The sequence below is a fragment of the Cellulosimicrobium sp. SH8 genome (assembly GCF_025818875.1).
In the GTDB taxonomy this organism is placed as follows: Bacteria; Actinomycetota; Actinomycetes; order Actinomycetales; family Cellulomonadaceae; genus Cellulosimicrobium; species Cellulosimicrobium cellulans_D.
Genome location: NZ_JAMXMH010000007.1, coordinates 198,641 through 219,239 on the forward strand (window position 1 = coordinate 198,641; position 20,599 = coordinate 219,239).

The following is a 20,599-nucleotide window of genomic DNA, read 5'->3' on the forward strand; positions in this document are numbered from 1 at the left end:
CCTCGGACGCCACGGCGCGCGATCGGTCAGTCGTCGTCACCCGGAACGTACGGGCCGCGGCGCAGCTCGAGGTCGATCTGCTCGGCGTCGAGCAGGTCGAGCGCGTGCCGCAGCGCCTGCGAGCTGTACGCGCCCGAGGTCCGCGCGTCGAGCAGCGCGACCCGCTGCGCCTCGATCGCACGCAGGCGCAGCTCCTTGTACTGGGCGAAGAGGTCGGCCGACGTCGCGGCGTCGGTGTCGCGGTTCTCCAGCTCGCGTACGACGTCGCGCCGCACGCGCGCGACGACGTCGCCGTCGTACGTGGTGCCGTCGGCGCGACGCAGGTCGGGTGCGTCGATGACGGCCACGGCGGCGGCGTCGAGCTCGACGCGGACGGCCCCACGGTCCTCGTCGGCGCGGGTCGACCCGCCCGCCAGCCCCAGCCGACGCACGACCCACGGCAGCGTCCCGCCCTGGACGACGAGCGTCCCCGCGGCGACCCCGAAGGCGACGAGCACGAGGAACGAGCGCTGCGGCGTGTCGGTGGGCAGGGTCTGCGCCGCGGCCAGCGTCACGACGCCGCGCATGCCGGCCCAGACGAGCAGCGTGCCCTCGCGCCACCCGAGCGGCTCGGCCGTGAGGTAGTCGATGTCGGCGGCGCGACGGCGCAGGGACGACCGCAGGCGGCCCACCCGCTCCGGGGGTGCCTTGGCGACCATCGCGGCGCCGCGTCGCTCCGGGGTCCCGGGCGCCGGCTCTTCCTCGCCGGCGGGCGCGGAGGGCGCGACGGGTGTCCCGTCCGGGGCGAAGCGCGCGTCGAGCTTCTCCTGCATGCCCTCGATGACGCCGCGCATCGACTCGCCGCGACGGGCCCGGCGGGCGAGCGACCGCAGGAGCGTCGCGACGTACGCCGAGCGCACGACCAGGATGACCACCGCGGCGAGCGCCGCGATGCCGACGGCCCGCCACAGGCTCCCGTGCGCCTCCTGCACGTCGGTGACGAGGGCGAACAGCTCCAGCCCCATGAGGAGGAAGACCGTGCCCTCGAGGAGGAGCTCGACGGTCCGCCAGTTCGACTCCTCGGCGAGGCGGTGCTGCGGCCGCAGGTACTTGGCGGCGCCGTTGCCGGTGACGAGCCCGGCGGTCACGACCGCGACGAGGCCCGACGCGCCCAGCTCCTCCGTCGGGAGGTATGCGATGAACGGGACGACGAACGAGACGGCGGTGCTCAGCGCCGGGTTGGCGAGGCGACGCCGCACGGTCAGGCCGAGGAAGCCGACGAGGAACCCGAGGAGCACCGCGACGACGACGGCGAAGACGAAGTCGCCCGCGACCGCCCACAGCGAGAACGCCGGGGCGACGCCGTCGCTGGCCACCGTGAGCGCGATGGCGGCGATCGCCGACCGCAGGAGCACGAGCGCGGACGCGTCGTTGAGCAGGCTCTCGCCCTCGAGCAGCGTCACGACGCGCGGCGACGCACCGAGCCGCTTGACGATCGACGTCGCGACGGCGTCCGTCGGGCTGACGATCGCGCCGAGCGCGAAGCCCGCCGCGAGCGGGATGCCGGGGATCAGCCACGTGAAGAGGTACCCGAGCAGCACGGTGCTGAGCAGGACGAGCACGACCGAGAGCCCGCTGATCGCGGTGAAGTCCCGCCGGAAGTCCATCGTCGGCAGGCCGACCGCCGCGGAGTACAGGAGCGGCGGCAGGATCCCCGCGAGGATCCACTCGGGCTCGAAGTGGATCTCCGGCACCGCGGGGACGAAGCTCACCGCCACGCCGCCGGCCACGAGGACCAGCGGCGCCGCCACCCCCGCCCTGGGCGCGAGGATGTTCACGCCGACGATCGCGACGACCGCGAGCGTGCCCACGACGATGAGGGAGAGGATCTGCTCCTCGGTGAGGCTGAACGGGAACTCCATCGGCACCTCCGGCGGCCGCGGCAGCGCGCGGCACGGCGCGCGGGGACGGGACAACGCTAACCGCCGGACCGCCGTCGGACCGCGCGGCGGCGTCACCTCACGGCGCCGAACCCGGGATCGCTCCTCAGGGCGGGACGGTCGTGGGGAGGGATGCCGGGTTCGGCACCCTGCGTATGGTCGACGGCGGGTCCTTCTCAGGACGGTGGCCGTCGCCGGGTCGGGCGCGCGAGGATCGGGTCGGCGCCGCCGGGCGCGGCCTCGTCGTCGCGGCCTACGAGTCGGGGCTCGTGCGCTGAGCGGGCCGGCCCGACGACCTGACCGCCGTCGCGCCCCGGCGAGCGCGTCGCCGTCGGACGAGCAGCTCCGCGACGACGAGGTTGGGCACCCAGGAGAGGAACGGCGCGAGCGCGTACGCGCGATCGAACGCGACCTCGGGGTCGACCGCGTCGCCGAGGGCGAGCGCCTGGGCGACGACGAGCGCCGTCGTCCACAGCCGCAGCGTCACGCCGGCATAGGTGAGCGCGAAGCTGCGCGTCATCCAGTCCTGGTGCGCGGCCACGTCGCCCCCGCGCACGGCACGGTAGCCGCGCCACGTCGTCCACAGCCACAGGACGGCAAGCGCCCCGAAGCCGAGCGTGCCGACGAGCCCGGCCTGGTTGACGGGCACGAGGACGAGCCCGGCGACGCCGCCGACCGCGACCGCCGCGACGTAGACGCGACCCGTCCAGCGGTGCACGGCCGGGTGCCGGCGGCGCAGTCCCGCCCAGAGCTGGAACGGGGCGCACACGAGTGCGACCCCGCCCGCGACGACGTGGGCGTAGAACGCGCCGAGCACGAACCCGGGCGCGCCGGCGTACGCGGCGGCGAGCCCGACGTCGTCGCGGGCCAGCGCGGGGAGGGACGCCGTGAGGTACGGCAGGACGGCGAACGCCGCGACGGCGAGCGACGTGAGCGTCAGCGTCGCGACGGCGGTGCGCGCGCCGGGGGCGCGGGGCACGACGGGCGCGGGGCGGACGCTCCGGGTGGCGGTCATGACGGCACCGAACCACGTCGGCTCGCCCCGGCGGATCCGGGAACGCCCTGGTCGTGGCCCTGACCTCTCCCTGAGCGGCACGCCGGAGGACCGCGGGTCCCCGCCCGACCGGATCGCGGACGCGCGCCGGCACGTCGAGCAGGGCGTACGGCGGGGACGGTCGTCGGCTCCTCGATCGGGGTGCCGTTCGGGTCGCGACCGGACGCGGGTCGTCGGAGGCTGCTGGGGACGGTGGCCGACGACGAGAGGGAGAGACGTGGACGCGCGCACGGTGCTGGAGGACCTGTTCGGCCGGATCGGACCGACGACGACCCGCGCCGTCGACGGGCTGGGGGAGGACGCGCTGACCGCGCGCGTCGACCCCGGCGCGAACACGATCGCCTGGCTGGCGTGGCACCTCGCCCGCGGCCAGGACGCGCAGGTCGCCGCCGCCGTCGGGCGGGAGCAGGTGTGGACGCGCGACGGCTGGGCACGCCGGTTCGACCTGCCGTTCGACGACCGCGCGACGGGGTACGGGCAGTCCGCCGCCGACGTCGGCCATGTGCGGGCGAGCGACGACCTCCTGCTCGGCTACGTGCACGCCGTCCAGGTCGAGTCCCACGACGTGCTCGCCGCGCTGACCGACGACGACCTCGACCGCGTCGTCGACGAGGCGTGGGACCCGCCCGTCACGCTCGGCGTCCGGCTCGTGAGCATCGCCGTGGACAGCCTCGAGCACGCGGGCCAGGCCGCCTACGTGCGCGGCGTCCTCGAGCGCACGGGTCGCGCCTGACGACACGCCCTGGTCGGCGCACGCCCGCGCGGGTCCCGTTCACGAGCGCTGCTCGAGCTCGTCCGCGACCACCGCCTGGAGCTCCGCCACGCTCGGCAGCGCCCCGCGCGCCTCGTCGGGGAGCCCCTGGAGGTCTGCGACCGCGACGGGCGCGTTCGTGCTGGCCAGCGAGTAGCGGACGACGGCGCCGCTCCGGCCCGTGCACAGCAGGATCCCGACGGTCGGGGCGTGGATCTCGTGCCGGCGGTACTGGTCGTCGACGATCGCGACGTACGTACCGAGCCGGCCGAGGTGGGCAGGTTCGAACTTCCCGACCTTCAGCTCGACGACGACGTAGCGCAGCTGCTCGACGTGGAAGAACAGCAGGTCGACGTAGAACTCGTCGACGGCGTCGCTCTCGTCGTCGGGGACGGTGAGCCGCACCTGCCGCCCGACGAACGCCATCCCGCGCCCGAGCTCGAGCAACGTGTCCTGGAGCCGGTCCATGAGCGCCTGCTCGACCTCGCGCTCGGCACGGGTCCGCACGAGGCCCAGGTGCTCGAAGACGTAGGGGTCCTTGACCATCGCCTGCGCGAGCTCCGAGTCCGCCGCGTCGAGCGCACCCGCGAAGTTCGTCGGCGCGGCGCCGAGAGCTCGGCGCAGGTCCAGCTTGATGTGGTACTCGAGCATCCCGCGCGACCAGCCCTCGACCGCAGAGCGCTCGGCGTACCAGTCGCGGTCGTCGGTGGTCTTCAGACGACTCAGGAGCACCGTGACGTGGCCCCACGGAAGTTGTGCAACAGGCTGTTGCACAAATCCCGCGTCCGGCCACGTGAGCGCGAAAGTACGCATGTAGAGCAGGTTGCGACGCGACCAGCCGCGCTGGTCAGGGAACTCGCGCTGCAGGTCCGAAGCAAGTCGGTCGACGACCTTCGACCCCCAGCCCGCGGTGCGCTGGCGTTCGAGGATGTCGTGGCCGATCGACCAGTACAGCCGCAGCACCTCGGTGTTCGCGGCACGTGCGGCGCGGAACTGCGTCGCGCGCACGCGCGCCTTGAGGTCGGTCAGCAGCTCGGCGTACCCCGCCGGCTCGAGGTCGTCGTGCGGTGATGCCATGTCGTGTCCCCCTGACGGCTCGGCGCGCCCGCCCGGCGCGTCGCGCCCGAACGTAGGGCATCGCGACTTTGCCCTGTCAAGGGGTTGTGCGGACGACTCAGTGGCGCGTCGGGAACGCCTCCGCGAACCATGACGTGAGGGTCGTCGGGTGGGTGATCGCCGTCCCGACGCACACGCTGAACGCGCCCCGGGCCATCGCCTCGGCGGCCTGCGCGGGAGTGTGCACGCGCCCCTCGACGACGACGGGCAGCGAGCACGCCGCGACCACCTCGTCGACGAGCTCGAGGTCCGGTCCGGAGGTCTTCGGCCGCTCACCCGTGTACCCGGCGAGCGTCGTGCCGAGCAGGTCCACGCCCGCGTCCTGCGCGGCGAGCGCGTCGTCGAGCGACCCGCAGTCCGCCATGACGAGCGCGTCCGTCGTCTCGCGCAGGCGCGCCACGGTCTCGGCCAGGGTGAGCCCGTCCGGGCGGGGCCGGCGCGTGCCGTCGAGCGCGACGACGTGCGCCCCCGCGTCGGCCACGGCGCGCGCGTGCCGCAGCGTCGGCGTGATGAAGACCCCGCCGTCGCCGTCCTTCCACAGCCCGACGACGGGCACGTCCACCGCGGCGACGACCGCCGCGACGTCGTCCAGACCCTGCGCGCGCACCGCGGCCGCTCCCCCGGCGACGACGGCGCGCGCCATCTGGGCGGTCGTGCGCGGGTCGCGCAGCGGCTCGCCCGGATAGGCCTGGCACGACACGGTGAGCCGACCGCGCATCGCGTCGAGCACGCGCTCGCGCGTCCAGGTCGTCCGCGTCTCCTGCGGTCCGGTCATGCCGTCGTCCTCTCTCGGTGGGTCTCCTCGCCCGGCCCGCCGGGTCCCGTCCCGTGTTCGTCGCCGGGCGGGACGACGAGGCTCCACGCTCCGCGCGCCGCCCCGACGATCGCCGCCTCGTTGCCGAGCGCCGCACGGCGCAGCGGCAGGTCGGCGAGCACGTCGACGACCTCGGCGCGGAGCGCGTCCTCGAGCGCCGACCACCACAGGTCGCCCGCGCCCGCCAGCCCGCCGCCGACCACGACGACCTCCGGGTCGAGCACGGTCACGACCCCGGCGACCGCACGACCCACGGCCTGCGCCGCGTCCCGCACGACCGCCGCCGCGAGCTCGTCGCCGGCCGCCGCGCGCGCGACGACGTCACGCGTGTCCGGGCTCGCCGCGTCGCCGCCGAGCGCGAGGTAGCGGCGGTGGATCGCCGGTCCCGCACCGATCGCCTCGAGGTGACCGGTGCGCCCGCACGGGCAGCGCAGGAGCTCCGCGCCGGGGACCGGCACGTGGCCCAGCTCCCCGGCGACGTGGTGCGCCCCCCGCAGCGGGCGGCCGTCGAGCACGACGGCGGCGCCCACGCCCGTCCCGACGGCGACGAGCAGCGCGCTGCGCGCCCCGGCGGCCGCGCCGAGCCAGACCTCACCGGCGGCGTGCGCGTCGACGTCGTTCTCGACGAACACGGGCAGCGCGGTCCCGTCCCCGGGCGATCCCGCGGGCGCGAGCACGGCGAGGTCGGCGAGCCGACGACGCAGCCCGCTCGCGACGTCGGTCCCGGGCCAGCCGGGCAGGGTGGCGGTGGCGGAGACGATCACGCCGCGACCGACGTCGACCATCCCGGCCGTGCCGACCCCGAGCGCGCGGAGGCGCGCCGCGCCCGGCAGCGCGGCGACGACCTCGCGCACGACCCCGGCGACGGCGTCGAGCACCGCGTCGGGGCCGCCCGCGGCCGGGGTCGGCACGGCCAGCACGGGACCGAGGGTCCCGTCGGCCGCGACGGTCGCCGCGGCCGTCTTGGTGCCGCCGAGGTCGACGCCGACGACGACCGACCGTGCTGCGGCGTCCGGGGATGCGTCAGCCACGCAGGAGCCCCGCGGCGCGCGTGATCTCCTCGACGCGGTCGGCCACCTCGCCGTCGAGCGCCTCGACCGGGAACGCCATGGTGGCCGTGTCGATGAGGCCCTGGCGCTGCGCGGCGACCTTGAACGCGCCGACGCCCGCGGCGTCGCCCGAGCGGCCGTGCGCCTGGAAGACGATCTCGAAGAGTGCGGCGATACGGTCCTGCTCCACTCGGGCATCGTCCCACTTGCCCGCCCGCGCCAGGTCCCACAGTCGCACGTAGCCGCCCGCGTCGACGTTCGCGAGGCCCGGGACCACGCCGTCGGCGCCGAGCAGGAGCATGCCGTCGACCACGACCTCGTGCCCCGTGAACAGGGCGAGGGGCGAGCCGGCCGCCGCGTTGGCGGCGACGAGGCGGCGGAACGCGACGTCGTCGCCCGACGAGTCCTTGACACCCGCGAGGACGCCCTCGGTGCCGAGGCGCACGAGCAGGTCGGCCGGGAGCTTGGTCCGCACGCGCACCGGGATGTCGTAGGCGAAGAGCGGGACGTCCACGGCGGCCGCGACGGCGCGCAGGTGGCGCTCGATCTCGTCGAGGTCGTTGAGCGCGTAGACGGGCGCGGTCGCGACGACCGCGTCCGCACCGGCCGCGACGAGGGCCCGCGCCTGCTCGACGACGCGCGGCGTCGTCAGGTCGATCGCCCCGCCCATGACGGGCACCCGGCCGGCGGCCGCGCGCACGACCGTGCGCACCACGAGGTCGCGCTGCGCGTCGGTGAGGTACGCGACCTCGCCGGTCGACCCGAGCACGAACACGCCGTGCACGCCCGCGGTGACGAGATGGTCCACGAGGCGCTCGAGCGACGTGACGTCGACCTCCCCGTCGGTCGTGAGGGGGGTGAGGACGGGCGGGACGATCCCGTGGAAGGAGGGGGTGGTCACGAGGAGCTCCGGTTCTGGTTCAGCGGTGGTTCGGTCGGGGCGGGGCCGCGCTCGGCCCCGGCTCACAGCAGCGCGGGCGCCGCGGCGAGCAACGTGCGGGTGTAGTCGTCCTGGGGGTCGTCGAGCACGCGCGCGGACGGGCCCGACTCGACGATGCGGCCGCCCTGCATGACGACGATCTCGTCGGAGACGTGCCGCACGGTCTGGATGTCGTGCGAGATGAAGACCATCCCCAGGTCGAGCTCGGCCTTGAGGTCGGCGAGCAGGTTGAGGATCTGAGCCCGCACGGAGACGTCGAGCGCGGACGTCGGCTCGTCGGCGACGATCACGTCCGGCGCGAGCGCGAGGGCGCGCGCGATGGCGACGCGCTGGCGCTGCCCGCCCGAGAGCTGGCCGGGCAGCGCGTCGAGCGCCGACTCGGGCAGGCCCACGAGGTGCACCAGCTCGCGGACGCGCGCCTCGCGCGACGCGGCGTCGCCCACGCGGTGCACGTCGAGCGGGTCGCGCAGCGCGTCCCGTACGCGCATGCGGGCGTTGAGCGCGGTGGCCGGGTCCTGGAAGACGACGGACACGACCCGCCCGACGTCGCGCCGCACGCGGGTCGTGTACGTGTCGACCGGCTGCCCGCGGAAGCGGATCTCGCCGGACGTCGGGGCCTGGAGCCCCACGAGCACCTTCGCCATGGTCGACTTGCCCGAGCCGGACTCGCCGACGATCCCGAGCGTGCTGCCGCGGCGGACCGCGACGCTCACGTCGTTCACGGCGTGCACCCTGTGGGCCTTGAACAGCGTGCCCGTGCGGGCCTTGAAGACCACGTGCACGCCGCGCAGCTCGACGACGGGGGTGTCGCGGTCGGTCGCGGACACGCGCTCCGCGGCGGGCGGGGTCTGGTCGGTGGCGCTCATCGCGTCCCTCCGGTGGTGATCGGGGCGGCGGAGCGGCCGCCCGCCGCCTCGCCGACCGCCTCGCCGACCGGTTCGTCGGGCGGCGTCGCGACGAGGTGCTGACCGCCGGCGTCCACGGCGCGCAGCACGGGGCGCACCTCGAGGCCGTGGTCGGGGCGCGACGAGCGGGGTGCGAACCGGTCGCCGGCCGGGAAGTTGCGCGGCGACGGGACGGTGCCGGGGATCTGGTGCAGGCGCGTCGAGCGCTGCTCGATCGAGAGCACCGCGCCCAGGAGGCCCTGCGTGTACTCGTGGCGCGGGTCGGCGAGCAGCGCGCTCGTCGGCGCCTGCTCCACGACCTGCCCCGCGTACATGACCGTGATGCGGTGCGCGATCTGCGCGACGAGCGCGAGGTCGTGGCTGACGAACACCATCGCGAACCCGAGCTTCTGGCGCAGTTCGTCGAGCAGCGCGACGACCTGGGCCTGGACGGTGACGTCGAGCGCCGTCGTCGGCTCGTCGGCGATGACCAGCTTCGGGTCGCGCGTGAGCGCCATGGCGATGAGCACGCGCTGGCGCTGCCCGCCGGACAGCTCGTGCGGGTAGCTCTTGAGCGTGCGCTGCGGGTCGAGGCCCACGAGCTCCAGCAGCTCCTCGGCCGTGCGCGTGCCGCCGCGGCGCGTGAGCTGCTTCATCTGCGACCGGACGAGCATCGACGGGTTGAGCGAGCTCAGCGCGTCCTGGTAGATCATCGCGATCTCGGTGCCGCGGAGCGACGCGCGCTCGCGGGCGCCCATCGCGAGCAGGTCCTTGCCGCCGTAGCGGATCTCGCCGCTGATCTGCGCCGAGGGGTCCAGCAGGCCCATGACGGCGAGCGACGTGATCGACTTGCCGCAGCCGGACTCACCGACGAGGGCCATCGTCTCGCCGGGCCGCACGGAGAACGACACGTCGTCGACGACCGCGACGTCCCCGTGCCGCGGGAACCGGATGGACAGGTTGCGCACCTCGAGCAGGGGCGCGGCGTCGCCGTCGTAGACGGGACGGTCGGTGCGTGCCGCCTCGGCCGCGCGGAGCGTCGCGAGGCGTGCGGCGAGCGGGACCTCGCGGCCGACGTGCCGGACCTCCGGCTCGACGTCCTGCACGACCGGCTCCGACTCCGCGAGGCGGTCCTCGTCCGCGGTCTCGACCGGCTCGTCGGCGTCCATCGCCGTGAGCTCGGCGGCGACGGCCGCGTCGTCGGAGTCCGTCGCGACGGCCTGCGCCGGCGTCGCGCGGGTCGCCCGGGGGGCCGCGATCATCGCGTCGGTCATGCCCTCGGACAGGATGTTCAGGCACAGGACCGTGAGCATGATCGCGAGGCCGGGGAAGAAGGTCGCCCACCAGTACCCGCCCATGACGAGGTCGCGCCCGGCGGCGATGATGTTGCCCCACGAGGGCTCCGGGTCGGGCACGCCCGCCTGGATGAAGGACAGCGACGCCTCGAAGACGATCGCGTCGGCGACGAGCACCGTGGTGAACACGAGCACGGGCGCCGCGCAGTTGCGCGCGACGTGCTTGGCGAGGATCCAGGCCGTGCGCGCGCCCATGACCCGGGTGGCCGCGACGTAGTCCTCGCCGTACTGGTCGAGGATGTTGGCCCGGACGACGCGCGTGAGCTGCGGCGTGTAGAGGAACGCGATCGTCAGCACGAGCACGGGCAGCGACCGGCCGAAGACGGAGACGAACACGGCTGCCAGCGCGATGCCGGGGAACGACATGATGATGTCGAGGACCCGCATGAGCGTCTCGGAGACGCTCTTGCGCGCGGTCGCCGCGACCGAGCCGAGCACGGCCGCCGCGGCGAGCGCGATCGCCGTCGCCCCGAGGCCGATGACGAGCGAGTACCGCGCGCCGTAGACGACGCGGGAGAAGATGTCGCGCCCCTGGCGGTCGGTGCCGAACCAGTTCTCCGCGCTCGGCGGCTGGACCGGCGTGCCGGTGGCGAGCGGGTCGTGGCTCGCGACGAGTGGCGCGAAGACTGCCGCGAGCGCCACGAGGAGCACGAACGCGAGGGAGATCTTGGACCCGAGGGGCAGCGCGCGCAGGCGCAGCCCGGGGGTCGAGAGTCGTTCGGTGAGCTGTCGGCGCACGTCACACCGTCCTGATCCGCGGGTTGACGAGCACGTAGAGCATGTCGACCACGATGTTGATGAGCACGAAGGCGAGCGCCACGGTGAGGGTCACGCCCTGCACGAGGTTGGGCTCGTTGTTGGTGACGCCGTTGAGGATGAGCGTGCCCATGCCGGGCAGCGCGAAGATGATCTCGATGACGACGGCGCCGCCGATGAGGTAGCCGACGCGCAGGCCGAGCACCGTGATGGGCGTGATGAGCGCGTTGCGCAGCACGTTGCGCCCGACGACGACGTGGCGTGGGATGCCGGCACCGATCGCGGTGCGGACGTAGTCCTTGTCGAGCTCCTCGACGACGGAGGTGCGCACGACGCGCGTGAGCTGGCCGACGACGGGGATCGCGAGCGCGATCGCGGGCAGCGCCATGCGGGCGAGATAGCCGCCGAGGTCCTCGGACGGGTCGGGCAGCGGCCCGCTCGCGGGGAGCCAGCCGGCCCCGAGGGTGACGACCTGGATGAGCAGCACGGCGAGCCAGAACGACGGCGTCGCGAGCGACGCGACGGACACCACGCGGATCGCCTTGTCCGGCCAGCGGTCACGGTAGAGCGCCGCGAGGATGCCCATGACGAGCGCGAGCACGACGGCGATGACGAGGCCCATGAGCGTGAGCTGGAGCGTGATGGGCAGGGCGCGCGCGACCTCGTCGGCGACGGGCACCTGGCGGGCGCTGAACGTGCCGAGGTCGCCGTGCAGCAGGCCGCCGAGGAAGGCGACGTACCGGACGAGGAGCGGGTCGTTCAGGCCGTTCGCCTCGCGGTACGCCTCGCGCGCCTCGACGGACGCGCCCTCGCCGAGGGCCTGGATCGCCGGGTCGACCTGCGAGAACGACATCACGAGGAACACGAGGAACGTGATGCCGAGGATCATGATCGGCAGCTGGAGGAGGCGGCGTCCGACGAGTCGCAGCAGTGCGCTCACGGTCGGCCTCCCGGTGCGTCGGGGGTGCGGTGCATGGTCAGTCCGTTCTGGGTGCCGGGCGGGTGCCGGGCCACTCGCCCGAGGGGGGGCGGGCGAGGGGCCCGGCGAGACGGCCCGGAGCCGGTCGGCGCCGAGGGCTACGAGCCCGCGGCTACTTGACGAGGCCGGCGTCGAGGAACGACAGGCCGGTGATCGGCAGGGGCGAGAACCCGGAGAGCGTCGAGCCGTCCCACGCGGTCGGGAGCTGGCGGTGCAGCAGCGGGTAGAGCGGCACCTCGTCGGAGATCAGGTCGAACGCCTGGTCCCACAGCTCCTGCTGCTCGTCGCCCGACGTGCGCACGGCGGCGTCGAGGATCGTCTGGAGCTCGGCGAACTTCGGGTCGTCGTTCCAGCGGTAGCGCGACTGCGACCACACGTTGTCGCCGTACCACCAGCGCATGAGCAGGTCGGGGTCGTTGCCGAAGACCGACGGGTCGCCGGGCGCCACCATGACCTGGAGGTCGCCGTTGTCGACCTTGGTGTACTGGCCGCCGGACTGGCCGATGTCGAGCGTCGTGTCGACGCCGATCGCATCGAGGTTCTCCTTGATGAGGGGCGCGATGTCCGCGACCCAGCCGGTGTCGGTCGTCATGAGCGTGATCGACAGGTCGCTCACGCCGGCCTCGGCGAGCAGGTCCTTGGCCTTCTCCGGGTCGTAGGAGTAGACCGTGGACGCCTCGTGGTAGTTCGGGTGGCTCTGCGGGAGGAAGCTCGTGGCCGCCGCGCCGTTGCCGAGCAGGCCGTTGTCGATGATCTTGTCCATGTCGAGCGCGTAGAAGAACGCCTGGCGCACGCGGACGTCGTCGAACGGGGGCAGGTCCGTGTTGAACATCATGAACAGCGTGCCGAACGACTGGACGGACTCGACGTCCACGGTGCCCTCGAGGGTCGGGACGTCGATGTAGGGGACGTCCTCGATCGCGCTGACGGTGCCGGAGCTCATCGCGGTGACGCGCGCGGCCGGGTCGGAGAGCAGGTTCCACACGAGGCCCGCGGCGAGTGCGGGCCGGGTGCCGGAGTAGTCGTCGAAGCGCTCGAACGTGATCTTGTCGTCCGGCGTGGCCTGCGTCATCTTGAACGGGCCGGTGCCGACGGGCAGCGCGTTGAACGCCTCGTAGTCGGACTCGACGAGGGCCTTCGGCACGATCTTGACGACCGAGAGGCGCTCGGGCACGAGGCTGAACGGGTACTTGAGGTTGATCGACACCGTGTCGTCGTCGACAGGGGTGACGGACTCGAGGAAGTCGATGAAACCGGCGTAGAGCGACTCGTTCGCCGGGTCGAGCACGCGGTCGAAGCTGTAGACGACGTCGTCCACGGTGACGGGGGTGCCGTCGTGGAAGACCGCGCCCTCGCGGAGGTCCACCTCGTAGTGCGTGTCGTCGACCTGGGCGGGCAGCTCGGTGCCGAGCGCGGGGTAGACCTCGCGCGTCGCGGGGTCGAGCTCGGTGAGTCCCTCGAACACGTGCCAGTTGGCCGCTACTGTCACGGCACCGGTGGTGATCATCGGGTCGAAGCCACCGGAGAGGGAGTACGAGATGCCCGCCTCGATCACGGCGTCCGGGTCGATCTCGCCCTGGGCGGCGCTGCCCTCGGTCGGGTCGTCCTGCGCAGCACCGCCGCCGGAGCACGCCGCGAGGCCGAGCGCGAGCACGACGCCCGCGGCGACCGCAGCGACTCCCCTGCGGGGAGGTGAGCTGACGTGAAGCTTCATTGGTTCTCCTGACATGAGACCGACATCGTTCCGGAGAGAAGATGTCTGATGTCTGACGTTGTGTAGCATGACACTAGGACCAGAAATCGAAGGGGTCAAGATGGCGACACCACGGCGCAGGAGCTTCAGCACGCTCGACGCGTCCCGCGACGGCGGACCCGGCGCGACCGCTCCCCGGCGCACCACCACCGCCGACCGGATCAAGGAGTTCATCCTCGGCGAGGGCCTGCGCCCGGGCGACCCTCTGCCCACCGAGGCCGAGCTGTGCGAGCACCTCGGCGTCTCCCGGTCGAGCGTGCGCGAGGCGATCCGCACCCTGTCGACCCTCGACATCGTCGAGGTGCGCCACGGGCACGGCACGTTCGTGGGCAACATGTCGCTGGACGCGCTCGTCGAGGCGCTCGTGTTCCGCGGCGTGCTCTCCCCCGGCGACGACCTGCGCGCGCTGCGCGACGTCGTCGAGATCCGTCAGGCGCTCGACCTCGCCATGGCGGACGTCATCGTCGCGAGCCTGGCCGGGACCTCGAACCCCGAGCTGCACGGCCTCGTGGACGAGATGGTGGCCGCAGCGGCCGAGGGGCTGAGCTTCCCCAAGCAGGACCGCGCGTTCCACACCGGGCTGCTCGCTCGTCTCGACAACTCCCTCGTCGGCCAGCTCGTCGCCGCGTTCTGGGACGTGCACACCGCCGTCGTCCCCAAGCTCGGCATCTCCGTCGCGGCCGACCTCGACCAGACCGCCCGCGCGCACGGCGAGATGCTCGACGCCGCGGAGGCAGGCGACGTCGAGGCGTTCCGCGCCGCCGTCGTCTCGCACTACGAGCCGATCGACCGCGCCCTCGGGGTGACCACCGCGTGAACCCCGCCCTACCCTCCGACCCACCCAGCGCCTCGGGCCCCGCCGGAGCGCCCGTCGGGATCGCCGTCGTCGGCATCGGCGCGTTCGCGCGCGAGCACCTCGTCGCGCTGGCCGCCCTGCCCGGTGCGGACGTGCGGTGGGTCGTCGGGCACGACCTCGCCCGGACCCGGGCGCTCGCCGCGCTCGTGCCCGGCGCCCGCGCGACCACGTCGCTCGACGAGGCGCTCGCGGACGACGCGGTCCACGCGGTCGACGTCGTCACCGCGACGCCCGCCCACGCGCGCGACACGATCGCGGCCGGCGAGGCAGGAAGGCACGTGCAGGTCGAGAAGCCGGCCGCGCTCTCGCTCGCCCAGCTCGACACGATGGTCGCGGCGACGGAGGGCCGGGGCACGACGCTCGTCGTCGGGCAGACCGTGCGGTTCCAGCCCGCGGTGGCGGCGCTCGCCGCGGCCGCCCGGCGCGGCGAGATCGGCACCCCCCGGCTCGCGCACGTCTCCTGGTACACGGGCCACGCGTGGCCGGGCGGGTGGCGCGGCTGGCAGCTCGACCCCGAGCTCTCGGGCGGACACCCCGTGCACAACGGCACGCACATCCTGGACGTCGCGACGTGGCTGCTGGACGACGAGCCCGTCGAGGTCTTCGCCCGCGGGTTCCGCACGTTCTCGCCCGAGATGGAGTCGCCCGACTCGTTCCACGTGCAGCTCCGAACGGCGTCGGGCGCGCTCGCGACGCTCGAGCTCTGCTACGCGCTGCGGCGCCGCGGAGAGCTCGTGCGGCGCGTCGTGCTCGTGGGCACGGAGGGCACGCTCGCGCACTCGACCACCGAGGAGGACGGCCTGCACTCCGACGCGACGACCGCCCCGCCGGTCTCCGTCGAGGGGGCGCTGGGGATCCAGCTCGCGCACTGGCTCGACGTCGTGCGCGGCGACGCGGCGCCCGTCGTCACCACGCCGCAGGTCCGCGCCGCGCTCGCGACGGCGCTCGCCGCGCAGCGCTCCCTCGTCTCCGGCCGTCGCGAGCGCGTCGCCGACGTGCCCGGGTACGCCCCCGTGGAGGTGGCCCCATGAGCACGACCCTGCGCGTCGCGTTCGCGTCCGCCGTGCGCCACGCGGCCGACTACCTGCGGATCCTCGCCGCCGACGACCGGGTCGAGCTCGTCGGCGTCGTCGAGGAGGTGTCGGCGCCCGGCTGGGTGCGCGACGACTCGCGTGCCGTCGCCGAGCGCACCGGGGTGCCGTACGCCGAGGTCGCCGACGTGGCGGCGCTCGCGGAGGCCCTGGGCAGCGCGGTCGACCTCGTCGTCGTGTGTGCCGAGCCGACCCGGCACGCGCGCCTCGCCGCGGCGCTGCTGGAGGCGGGCCTCGACGTGCTCGTCGACAAGCCCGTCGCGACGGCCCTCGCCGACGCCGACCACCTCGTCGCGGTCGCCGCCCGCACGGGCCGGACGTGCGCCGTCGTGAACCGCACGCACGCGCCCGCGCTGCGCCGCCTGCGCGCCTGGGTCGACGCCGGGCACGTGGGCCTGCCGCGCCACCTGGACCTCGAGTTCTTCGCGTCCGGCGCGCACTTCGCGACGTCGGTGGAGCGGCCCGCGCTGGTCGTGGACCGCGCGCTCTCGGGCGGCGGCGAGCTGCTCAACTTCCTCGGCTACTGCGCCGACGCGGCCCACCACCTCACCGGGCTGCGCACGGTCGAGGTGCACGCCTTCGCGGCGTCGCTCTTCCTCGACCCGCACCGCGAGGCCGGGGTCGAGGACACGGCGGTCGTCACGCTCGGGCTGGAGCGCGGTGTGACCGCGACGATCACCCTCGGGCGCGTCCCGTTCGCGCCCGGCGGGACGCCGACCACGTCGTCGGTGCGGCTGCTCGGGTCGCACGGCCACGCCGTCGCGGACGACGACGCCCCAGCCGTCGCGCGGTTCGGCCCCGACGGGCGGACGGCGATCGCGGCCGACGCCGGCCGGGTCGCCGCGGCGGCGTACCTGCGGCACGTGGTCGAGGCGGTGCTGGCCGGCGGACGGCCGGACTACGGGATCGAGGAGGCGCGCGCGTCGCTCGCCGTGGTCGACGCGGCGTACCGCTCGGTCGGGACGGGCGACGTGGTCGCGGTGGCGCACCGGACGGTGCCCGAGGAGGCGAGGGTCTGATGGAGGTCGTGATCGCTCCTGCGGAGCGGTTGGCGGTGCTGGCTGCGGACGCGATCGAGAAGGTGGTGCGGTCGCGGCCGGAGGCGGTGCTGGGGCTGGCGACGGGATCGTCGCCGTTGAAGGTGTACGACGAGCTGGCGCGCCGGCACCGTGAGGACGGGTTGTCGTTCGCGGGCGTGCGGGCGTTCATGCTCGACGAGTACGTGGGCCTGCCCGCGGAGCACCCCGAGCGGTACCGGAACGTGATCGAGACCGAGATCGCCTCGCGGGTGGACTTCGCCCCGGGCGCGGTCCAGGGCCCGGACGGCAACGCGGCGGACCTGGTCGCGGCGTGCGCGGCCTACGAGGAGTCGATCGCGGGGGCCGGGGGCGTGGACCTGCAGATCCTGGGGATCGGGACGGACGGGCACATCGCGTTCAACGAGCCGGGGTCGTCGCTGGCCTCGCGGACACGGATCAAGACGTTGACGGCGCAGACGCGTGAGGACAACGCGCGGTTCTTCGGCGACGACGTGGACCGGGTGCCGCGGCACTGCCTGACGCAGGGGCTGGCCACGATCATGTCGGCCCGGCACCTGGTGCTGCTGGCCACGGGCAAGGGCAAGGCGGAGGCGGTGCACCAGCTCGTGGAGGGCCCGATCAGCGCGTTGTGGCCCGCGACGATCATGCAGATGCACCCGCACGCCACGGTGCTGGTCGACGACGCGGCGGCCTCGCGCCTCCAGCTCGGGGACTACTACCGCCAGACGTACGCGTCCAAGCCGGACTGGCAGGGCCTGTAGCGGGTCGCCGACGCTCGAGAACGCCCCGACCCCGCGTCGAGCACGACCTTGCTGTCGCTTTCGGCCGGATAACGACACGGATGTCGTTCTCGGCCGGCGGGATTCACCCGGCATCGAACTGGACGCCCGTCCAGTTCGGTGTCTAGCGTGGGTGTCAGCCGGTGCCCGTGCGATCAGCCCCCTGCCAGTACGGGCACCGGCGATCACGGCGGTGCCGCCTCACGCGTCCGACACGCCCGCGCCCTTGCCACCTCGAACCGCTCGTCCGGCGGTGGCACGGTCGCGCCCTCAGGACGGTACCCGTCGCGCTCGACCGACCACGACCCGACGGGAACGACCCATGAGCACCTCGACCGGACGCCGCACCCTGGTGCGGGCCACCACCGCCGCCACCCTCGCCGCCTCCGCCGCGCTCCTCGCCGGCCCGGCCGCCCACGCCGCCGAGGACGACACGTACGTGCCGTCCCAGCCGTCGATGCGCCTCACGACGCTCGTCTCGGCGTGCGAGCAGGACGCCGCGTACCTCGACTACGCGATCGAGGTCGAGGGCACCGACCACGACACCGTGACGGTCACCTGGATCAACCCCGACGGCGAGAGCGTCGTCCGGTCCGGGCTGCCGCTCCAGGGCCGCCTGCTGTGGCCGGGCGCCGTCGTGGACGACCAGGGCAAGGGCGTCGACTGGCCGGGGTGGCGCCTCGAGGACGGCGAGTGGGTCGAGGGCGACGAGTACGACTGGGTGCGCCCCGCCGTCGACGTGAGCTTCGAGGTCAACCCGCACGTCCTGGTGACCACGGTCTACCCGCCCTCGTCGCCCGACTGCGCGACGAACCCGCCCGGGCACGACGACCCGGCCGGCGTGGTCCCCGTGTCGAACGAGGCGAGCGCGTCCGCGCAGAACCCGAGCCTCGCGGAGACCGGCGCGACGGTCGGCCTCTACGCGGCCCTCGCCGCGGGTCTCGCCGCGGTAGGCGCCGCCATCGTGCTCCTGTCCCGCCGAGCGCGCCGGAGCTGACCCGCCTCCGCGCCACCGTTCCCGACGCCCGTCGGCCGCAGACCCCCTGCGGCCGGCGGGCGTCGCGCCGTCCCCACCCCTTGACCCCTCCACCCTTCCGGGCTACCTTCCTGACGTCAGACATCTGACGTCATCTGTTCAAGCGTCCTCGGCAGCGTCGCCGCGTTCCACGCCGTACACCGCCGCGCCGAGCACCGACCGGAAGGAACGGCATGATCGGACACCTCCGCAGACCCGCGCGCCGCGCGCTGACCCTCGCCACCGCGCTCGCGCTCGGGGTGGGCGGCGCCGTCGTCCCCGTCACGACGGCGGCGGCACACCACACGACCCTCGCGCCCGACCACGACCTCGCTCCCGCGACCGGCGGGCCGGGCACCTACACCGAGCAGCAGCTCGCGACGAACGGCCAGGGCGGCTTCCCCAACTACCGCATCCCGGCGCTCACCGTCGCCCCCAACGGCGACGTCCTCGCGTCCTACGACGGCCGGCCCACCGCGGCCGACTCCCCCGGCCCGAACTCGATCCTCCAACGCCGTTCCACGGACGCCGGCGCCACGTGGGGCCCGCAGGAGGTCGTCGCGGCCGGGAAGCCCACCGCACCGATCGAGGGTTACTCGGACCCGAGCTACGTCGTCGACCGAGAGACGGGCACCGTCTTCAGCTTCCACGTGAAGTCGTACGACCAGGGCTTCGGCGGCTCCCAGCCCGGGGTCGACCCGACCGCCCGCAACGTCATCCACGCGAACGTCTCTGCCTCGACCGACGACGGGCGCACGTGGACGCACCGGACGATCACCGCGGACGTCACGGCCGACCTGGGCTGGCGGTCGCGCTTCGCCGCCTCGGGCCAGGGGATCCAGCTCCGCTACGGCGAGCAGGCGGGGCGCCTGGTGCAGCAGTACACGATCATCAACGGGTCGGGACAGTTCCAGGCCGTGTCCGTGTACTCCGACGACCACGGCGCGACCTGGCAGGTCGGGACCCCCGTCGGCACCGGCATGGACGAGAACAAGACCGTGGAGCTCTCGGACGGGCGCGTCATGCTCAACTCGCGCGACTCGGCGCGCTCGGGCTTCCGCAAGGTGGCCTACTCGACCGACGGCGGGGTCACGTACGGCCCGGTGACCCTCGACCGAGACCTCCCCGACCCGACGAACAACGCCGCGATCGTGCGCGCGTACCCGAACGCGCCGCAGGGCTCCGCCGAGGCCAAGGTGCTCCTCTTCTCGAACGCGGCGTCGCAGTCCGGCCGCGTCAACGGCACGGTCCGCGTCAGCTACGACGACGGTGAGACGTGGCCCGTGGCGCGCGTCTTCCAGCCGGGAGGCATGGCGTACTCGACGCTCGCGACGCTCCCCGACGGCACCGTCGGCCTGCTCTACGAGCCCGACGGCGGGGGCGGCGGCATCCGGTTCGCCAAGCTCGACCACGACTGGCTCCTCGCCGCGCCGAGCAGCACGCCGGGCGACATCGAGGTCACGCGCGCGAGCGTGACGAGCACGGCCCCCGCGGGCGGCTACGCCGTCGGCGACGTCGTCACGTACTCGTTCACCGTGACGAACCTGTCCGACGCCGTCACGACGGTCTCCCCGACCGGGGACCTCGAGCGCTTCGACCCGGCCCGGGGCGCGCCGAACTGCCGTTACCGGGACCTCGCCCCGCGCGCCGCGTACACGTGCACGTCCGCGCGGCACACGGTCACGCAGGCCGACCTCGACGCGGGCTTCTTCGCGCCGAGCACGACCTGGACCTCGACCTCCGGCGCGACCGTCACGACGGTCGAGCACGACGGGCCGGGCGTGTACTTCGGGGCGCCCGGGAACATCTCGGTGCAGGGCGCGCACGCGAACCCGCAAGAGACGTACGCCGTGGGCGACGTCCTCCGCTTCACCTACACGGTCCGCAACCTGTCCACGGCGGCGACCTCGGTGGTCCCCACCGGGAACCTCGCCGGCCTCGACCCCGCGAACGCGGCCCAGAACTGCCGCTACCGCACCCTGCCGGCCGAGGGGTCGTACACGTGCACGTTCGCGCACCACGTGGTGACGCAGGCGGACCTGGACCGCGGGACGTTCACGCCGGACACGACGTGGACCTCGACGTCGGGGGCGAACGTGACCGTCGTCGAGCTCGACGGTCCGACGGTCGAGCTCCGCGGCGCGGTCTCCCTCCACGTGCAGGCGGCGAGCCGCTGCCTCGCCGGTCGGGCCTACGTCGCGGTCACGGCCCGCAACACCGGCGACGCCCCGGCCGACGTCACGCTGCGCACGCCCTTCGGTGAGCGCACCGTCGCCGACGTGGCGCCGGGCAGCTCGGCGTACCAGTCGTTCGCGGTCCGCACGGCGTCGGTCGACGCGGGGACGGCGAGCGCCGCGGCCGGGTCGGGGTCGGTCGACGCGGGCTACGCGGCCGCGACCTGCGCCTGACCGATCGGCGCGGCGCTCCCGGTCGGGTGAGGCACCACGG

At 74.1% G+C, this 20,599-nt stretch carries 17 protein-coding genes; 7 read left to right on the forward strand and 10 right to left on the reverse strand.

All coding sequences use genetic code 11. The features are described 5' to 3' along the window. Positions 1-26 precede the first annotated feature (26 nt). Positions 27-1,901, reverse strand: a complete 1,875-nt coding sequence (locus NF338_RS11755; protein WP_264030944.1) for a cation:proton antiporter — start codon at positions 1,899-1,901, stop codon at positions 27-29. A 271-nt stretch (positions 1,902-2,172) separates the two neighbouring features. Beyond that, positions 2,173-2,934 (reverse strand): DUF2306 domain-containing protein, encoded by a 762-nt coding sequence (locus NF338_RS11760; protein ID WP_264030946.1) that lies wholly within the window; start codon positions 2,932-2,934, stop codon positions 2,173-2,175. A 256-nt stretch (positions 2,935-3,190) separates the two neighbouring features. On the opposite strand from NF338_RS11760, the gene NF338_RS11765 reads away from it, so the two are divergent. After that, positions 3,191-3,706 (forward strand): mycothiol transferase, encoded by a 516-nt coding sequence (locus tag NF338_RS11765; RefSeq protein ID WP_264030947.1) that lies wholly within the window; start codon positions 3,191-3,193, stop codon positions 3,704-3,706. Between the two features lie 39 nt (positions 3,707-3,745). Here NF338_RS11765 and NF338_RS11770 read toward each other — a convergent pair whose 3' ends face one another. The 8 genes from NF338_RS11770 to NF338_RS11805 form a co-directional block, all read right to left on the reverse strand. Continuing rightward, positions 3,746-4,801, reverse strand: coding sequence for a PDDEXK nuclease domain-containing protein (locus NF338_RS11770; protein ID WP_264030948.1), 1,056 nt, complete (start codon positions 4,799-4,801; stop codon positions 3,746-3,748). 97 nt (positions 4,802-4,898) lie between these two features. Further along, positions 4,899-5,615, reverse strand: coding sequence for an N-acetylmannosamine-6-phosphate 2-epimerase (locus NF338_RS11775; protein WP_264030949.1), 717 nt, complete (start codon positions 5,613-5,615; stop codon positions 4,899-4,901). Further along, positions 5,612-6,685, reverse strand: coding sequence for an ROK family protein (locus NF338_RS11780; protein WP_264030950.1), 1,074 nt, complete (start codon positions 6,683-6,685; stop codon positions 5,612-5,614). The genes NF338_RS11775 and NF338_RS11780 overlap by 4 nt, the downstream gene beginning before the upstream one ends. After that, positions 6,678-7,604 (reverse strand): dihydrodipicolinate synthase family protein, encoded by a 927-nt coding sequence (locus tag NF338_RS11785; RefSeq protein WP_264030951.1) that lies wholly within the window; start codon positions 7,602-7,604, stop codon positions 6,678-6,680. The genes NF338_RS11780 and NF338_RS11785 overlap by 8 nt, the downstream gene beginning before the upstream one ends. Positions 7,605-7,666: 62 nt before the next feature. Continuing rightward, positions 7,667-8,509, reverse strand: coding sequence for an ABC transporter ATP-binding protein (locus NF338_RS11790; RefSeq protein ID WP_264030952.1), 843 nt, complete (start codon positions 8,507-8,509; stop codon positions 7,667-7,669). Then, on the reverse strand, positions 8,506-10,620 hold the full coding sequence (locus NF338_RS11795) for a dipeptide/oligopeptide/nickel ABC transporter permease/ATP-binding protein (protein WP_264030953.1): 2,115 nt from the start codon (positions 10,618-10,620) through the stop codon (positions 8,506-8,508). The genes NF338_RS11790 and NF338_RS11795 overlap by 4 nt, the downstream gene beginning before the upstream one ends. 1 nt (position 10,621) lies before the next feature. Next, the gene (locus tag NF338_RS11800) at positions 10,622-11,578 is read right to left on the reverse strand and encodes an ABC transporter permease (protein WP_064316380.1); all 957 of its coding nucleotides are present in this window, start codon (positions 11,576-11,578) and stop codon (positions 10,622-10,624) included. Positions 11,579-11,729: 151 nt separating this feature from the next. After that, positions 11,730-13,331 carry an ABC transporter substrate-binding protein gene (locus NF338_RS11805; protein ID WP_264030954.1) on the reverse strand — a complete coding sequence of 534 codons (1,602 nt, stop codon included), beginning with the start codon at positions 13,329-13,331 and terminating at the stop codon, positions 11,730-11,732. A 100-nt stretch (positions 13,332-13,431) separates the two neighbouring features. On the opposite strand from NF338_RS11805, the gene NF338_RS11810 reads away from it, so the two are divergent. From NF338_RS11810 to NF338_RS11835, 6 genes are all read left to right on the forward strand, one after another. Then, on the forward strand, positions 13,432-14,187 hold the full coding sequence (locus NF338_RS11810) for a FadR/GntR family transcriptional regulator (RefSeq protein ID WP_264030955.1): 756 nt from the start codon (positions 13,432-13,434) through the stop codon (positions 14,185-14,187). Next, the gene (locus NF338_RS11815) at positions 14,184-15,257 is read left to right on the forward strand and encodes a Gfo/Idh/MocA family protein (protein ID WP_264030956.1); all 1,074 of its coding nucleotides are present in this window, start codon (positions 14,184-14,186) and stop codon (positions 15,255-15,257) included. The genes NF338_RS11810 and NF338_RS11815 overlap by 4 nt, the downstream gene beginning before the upstream one ends. Beyond that, entirely contained in the window at positions 15,254-16,336 is a 1,083-nt protein-coding gene (locus NF338_RS11820) for a Gfo/Idh/MocA family protein (protein ID WP_264030957.1), read from the forward strand. The genes NF338_RS11815 and NF338_RS11820 overlap by 4 nt, the downstream gene beginning before the upstream one ends. Further along, complete coding sequence (gene nagB / locus NF338_RS11825; protein ID WP_264030958.1) at positions 16,336-17,118, forward strand: glucosamine-6-phosphate deaminase; 783 nt, start codon at positions 16,336-16,338, stop codon at positions 17,116-17,118. The genes NF338_RS11820 and nagB overlap by 1 nt, the downstream gene beginning before the upstream one ends. A gap of 340 nt (positions 17,119-17,458) precedes the next feature. Then, on the forward strand, positions 17,459-18,133 hold the full coding sequence (locus NF338_RS11830) for a peptidase (protein ID WP_264030959.1): 675 nt from the start codon (positions 17,459-17,461) through the stop codon (positions 18,131-18,133). Between the two features lie 212 nt (positions 18,134-18,345). Beyond that, complete coding sequence (locus tag NF338_RS11835; RefSeq protein ID WP_264030960.1) at positions 18,346-20,559, forward strand: sialidase family protein; 2,214 nt, start codon at positions 18,346-18,348, stop codon at positions 20,557-20,559. Positions 20,560-20,599 lie beyond the last annotated feature (40 nt).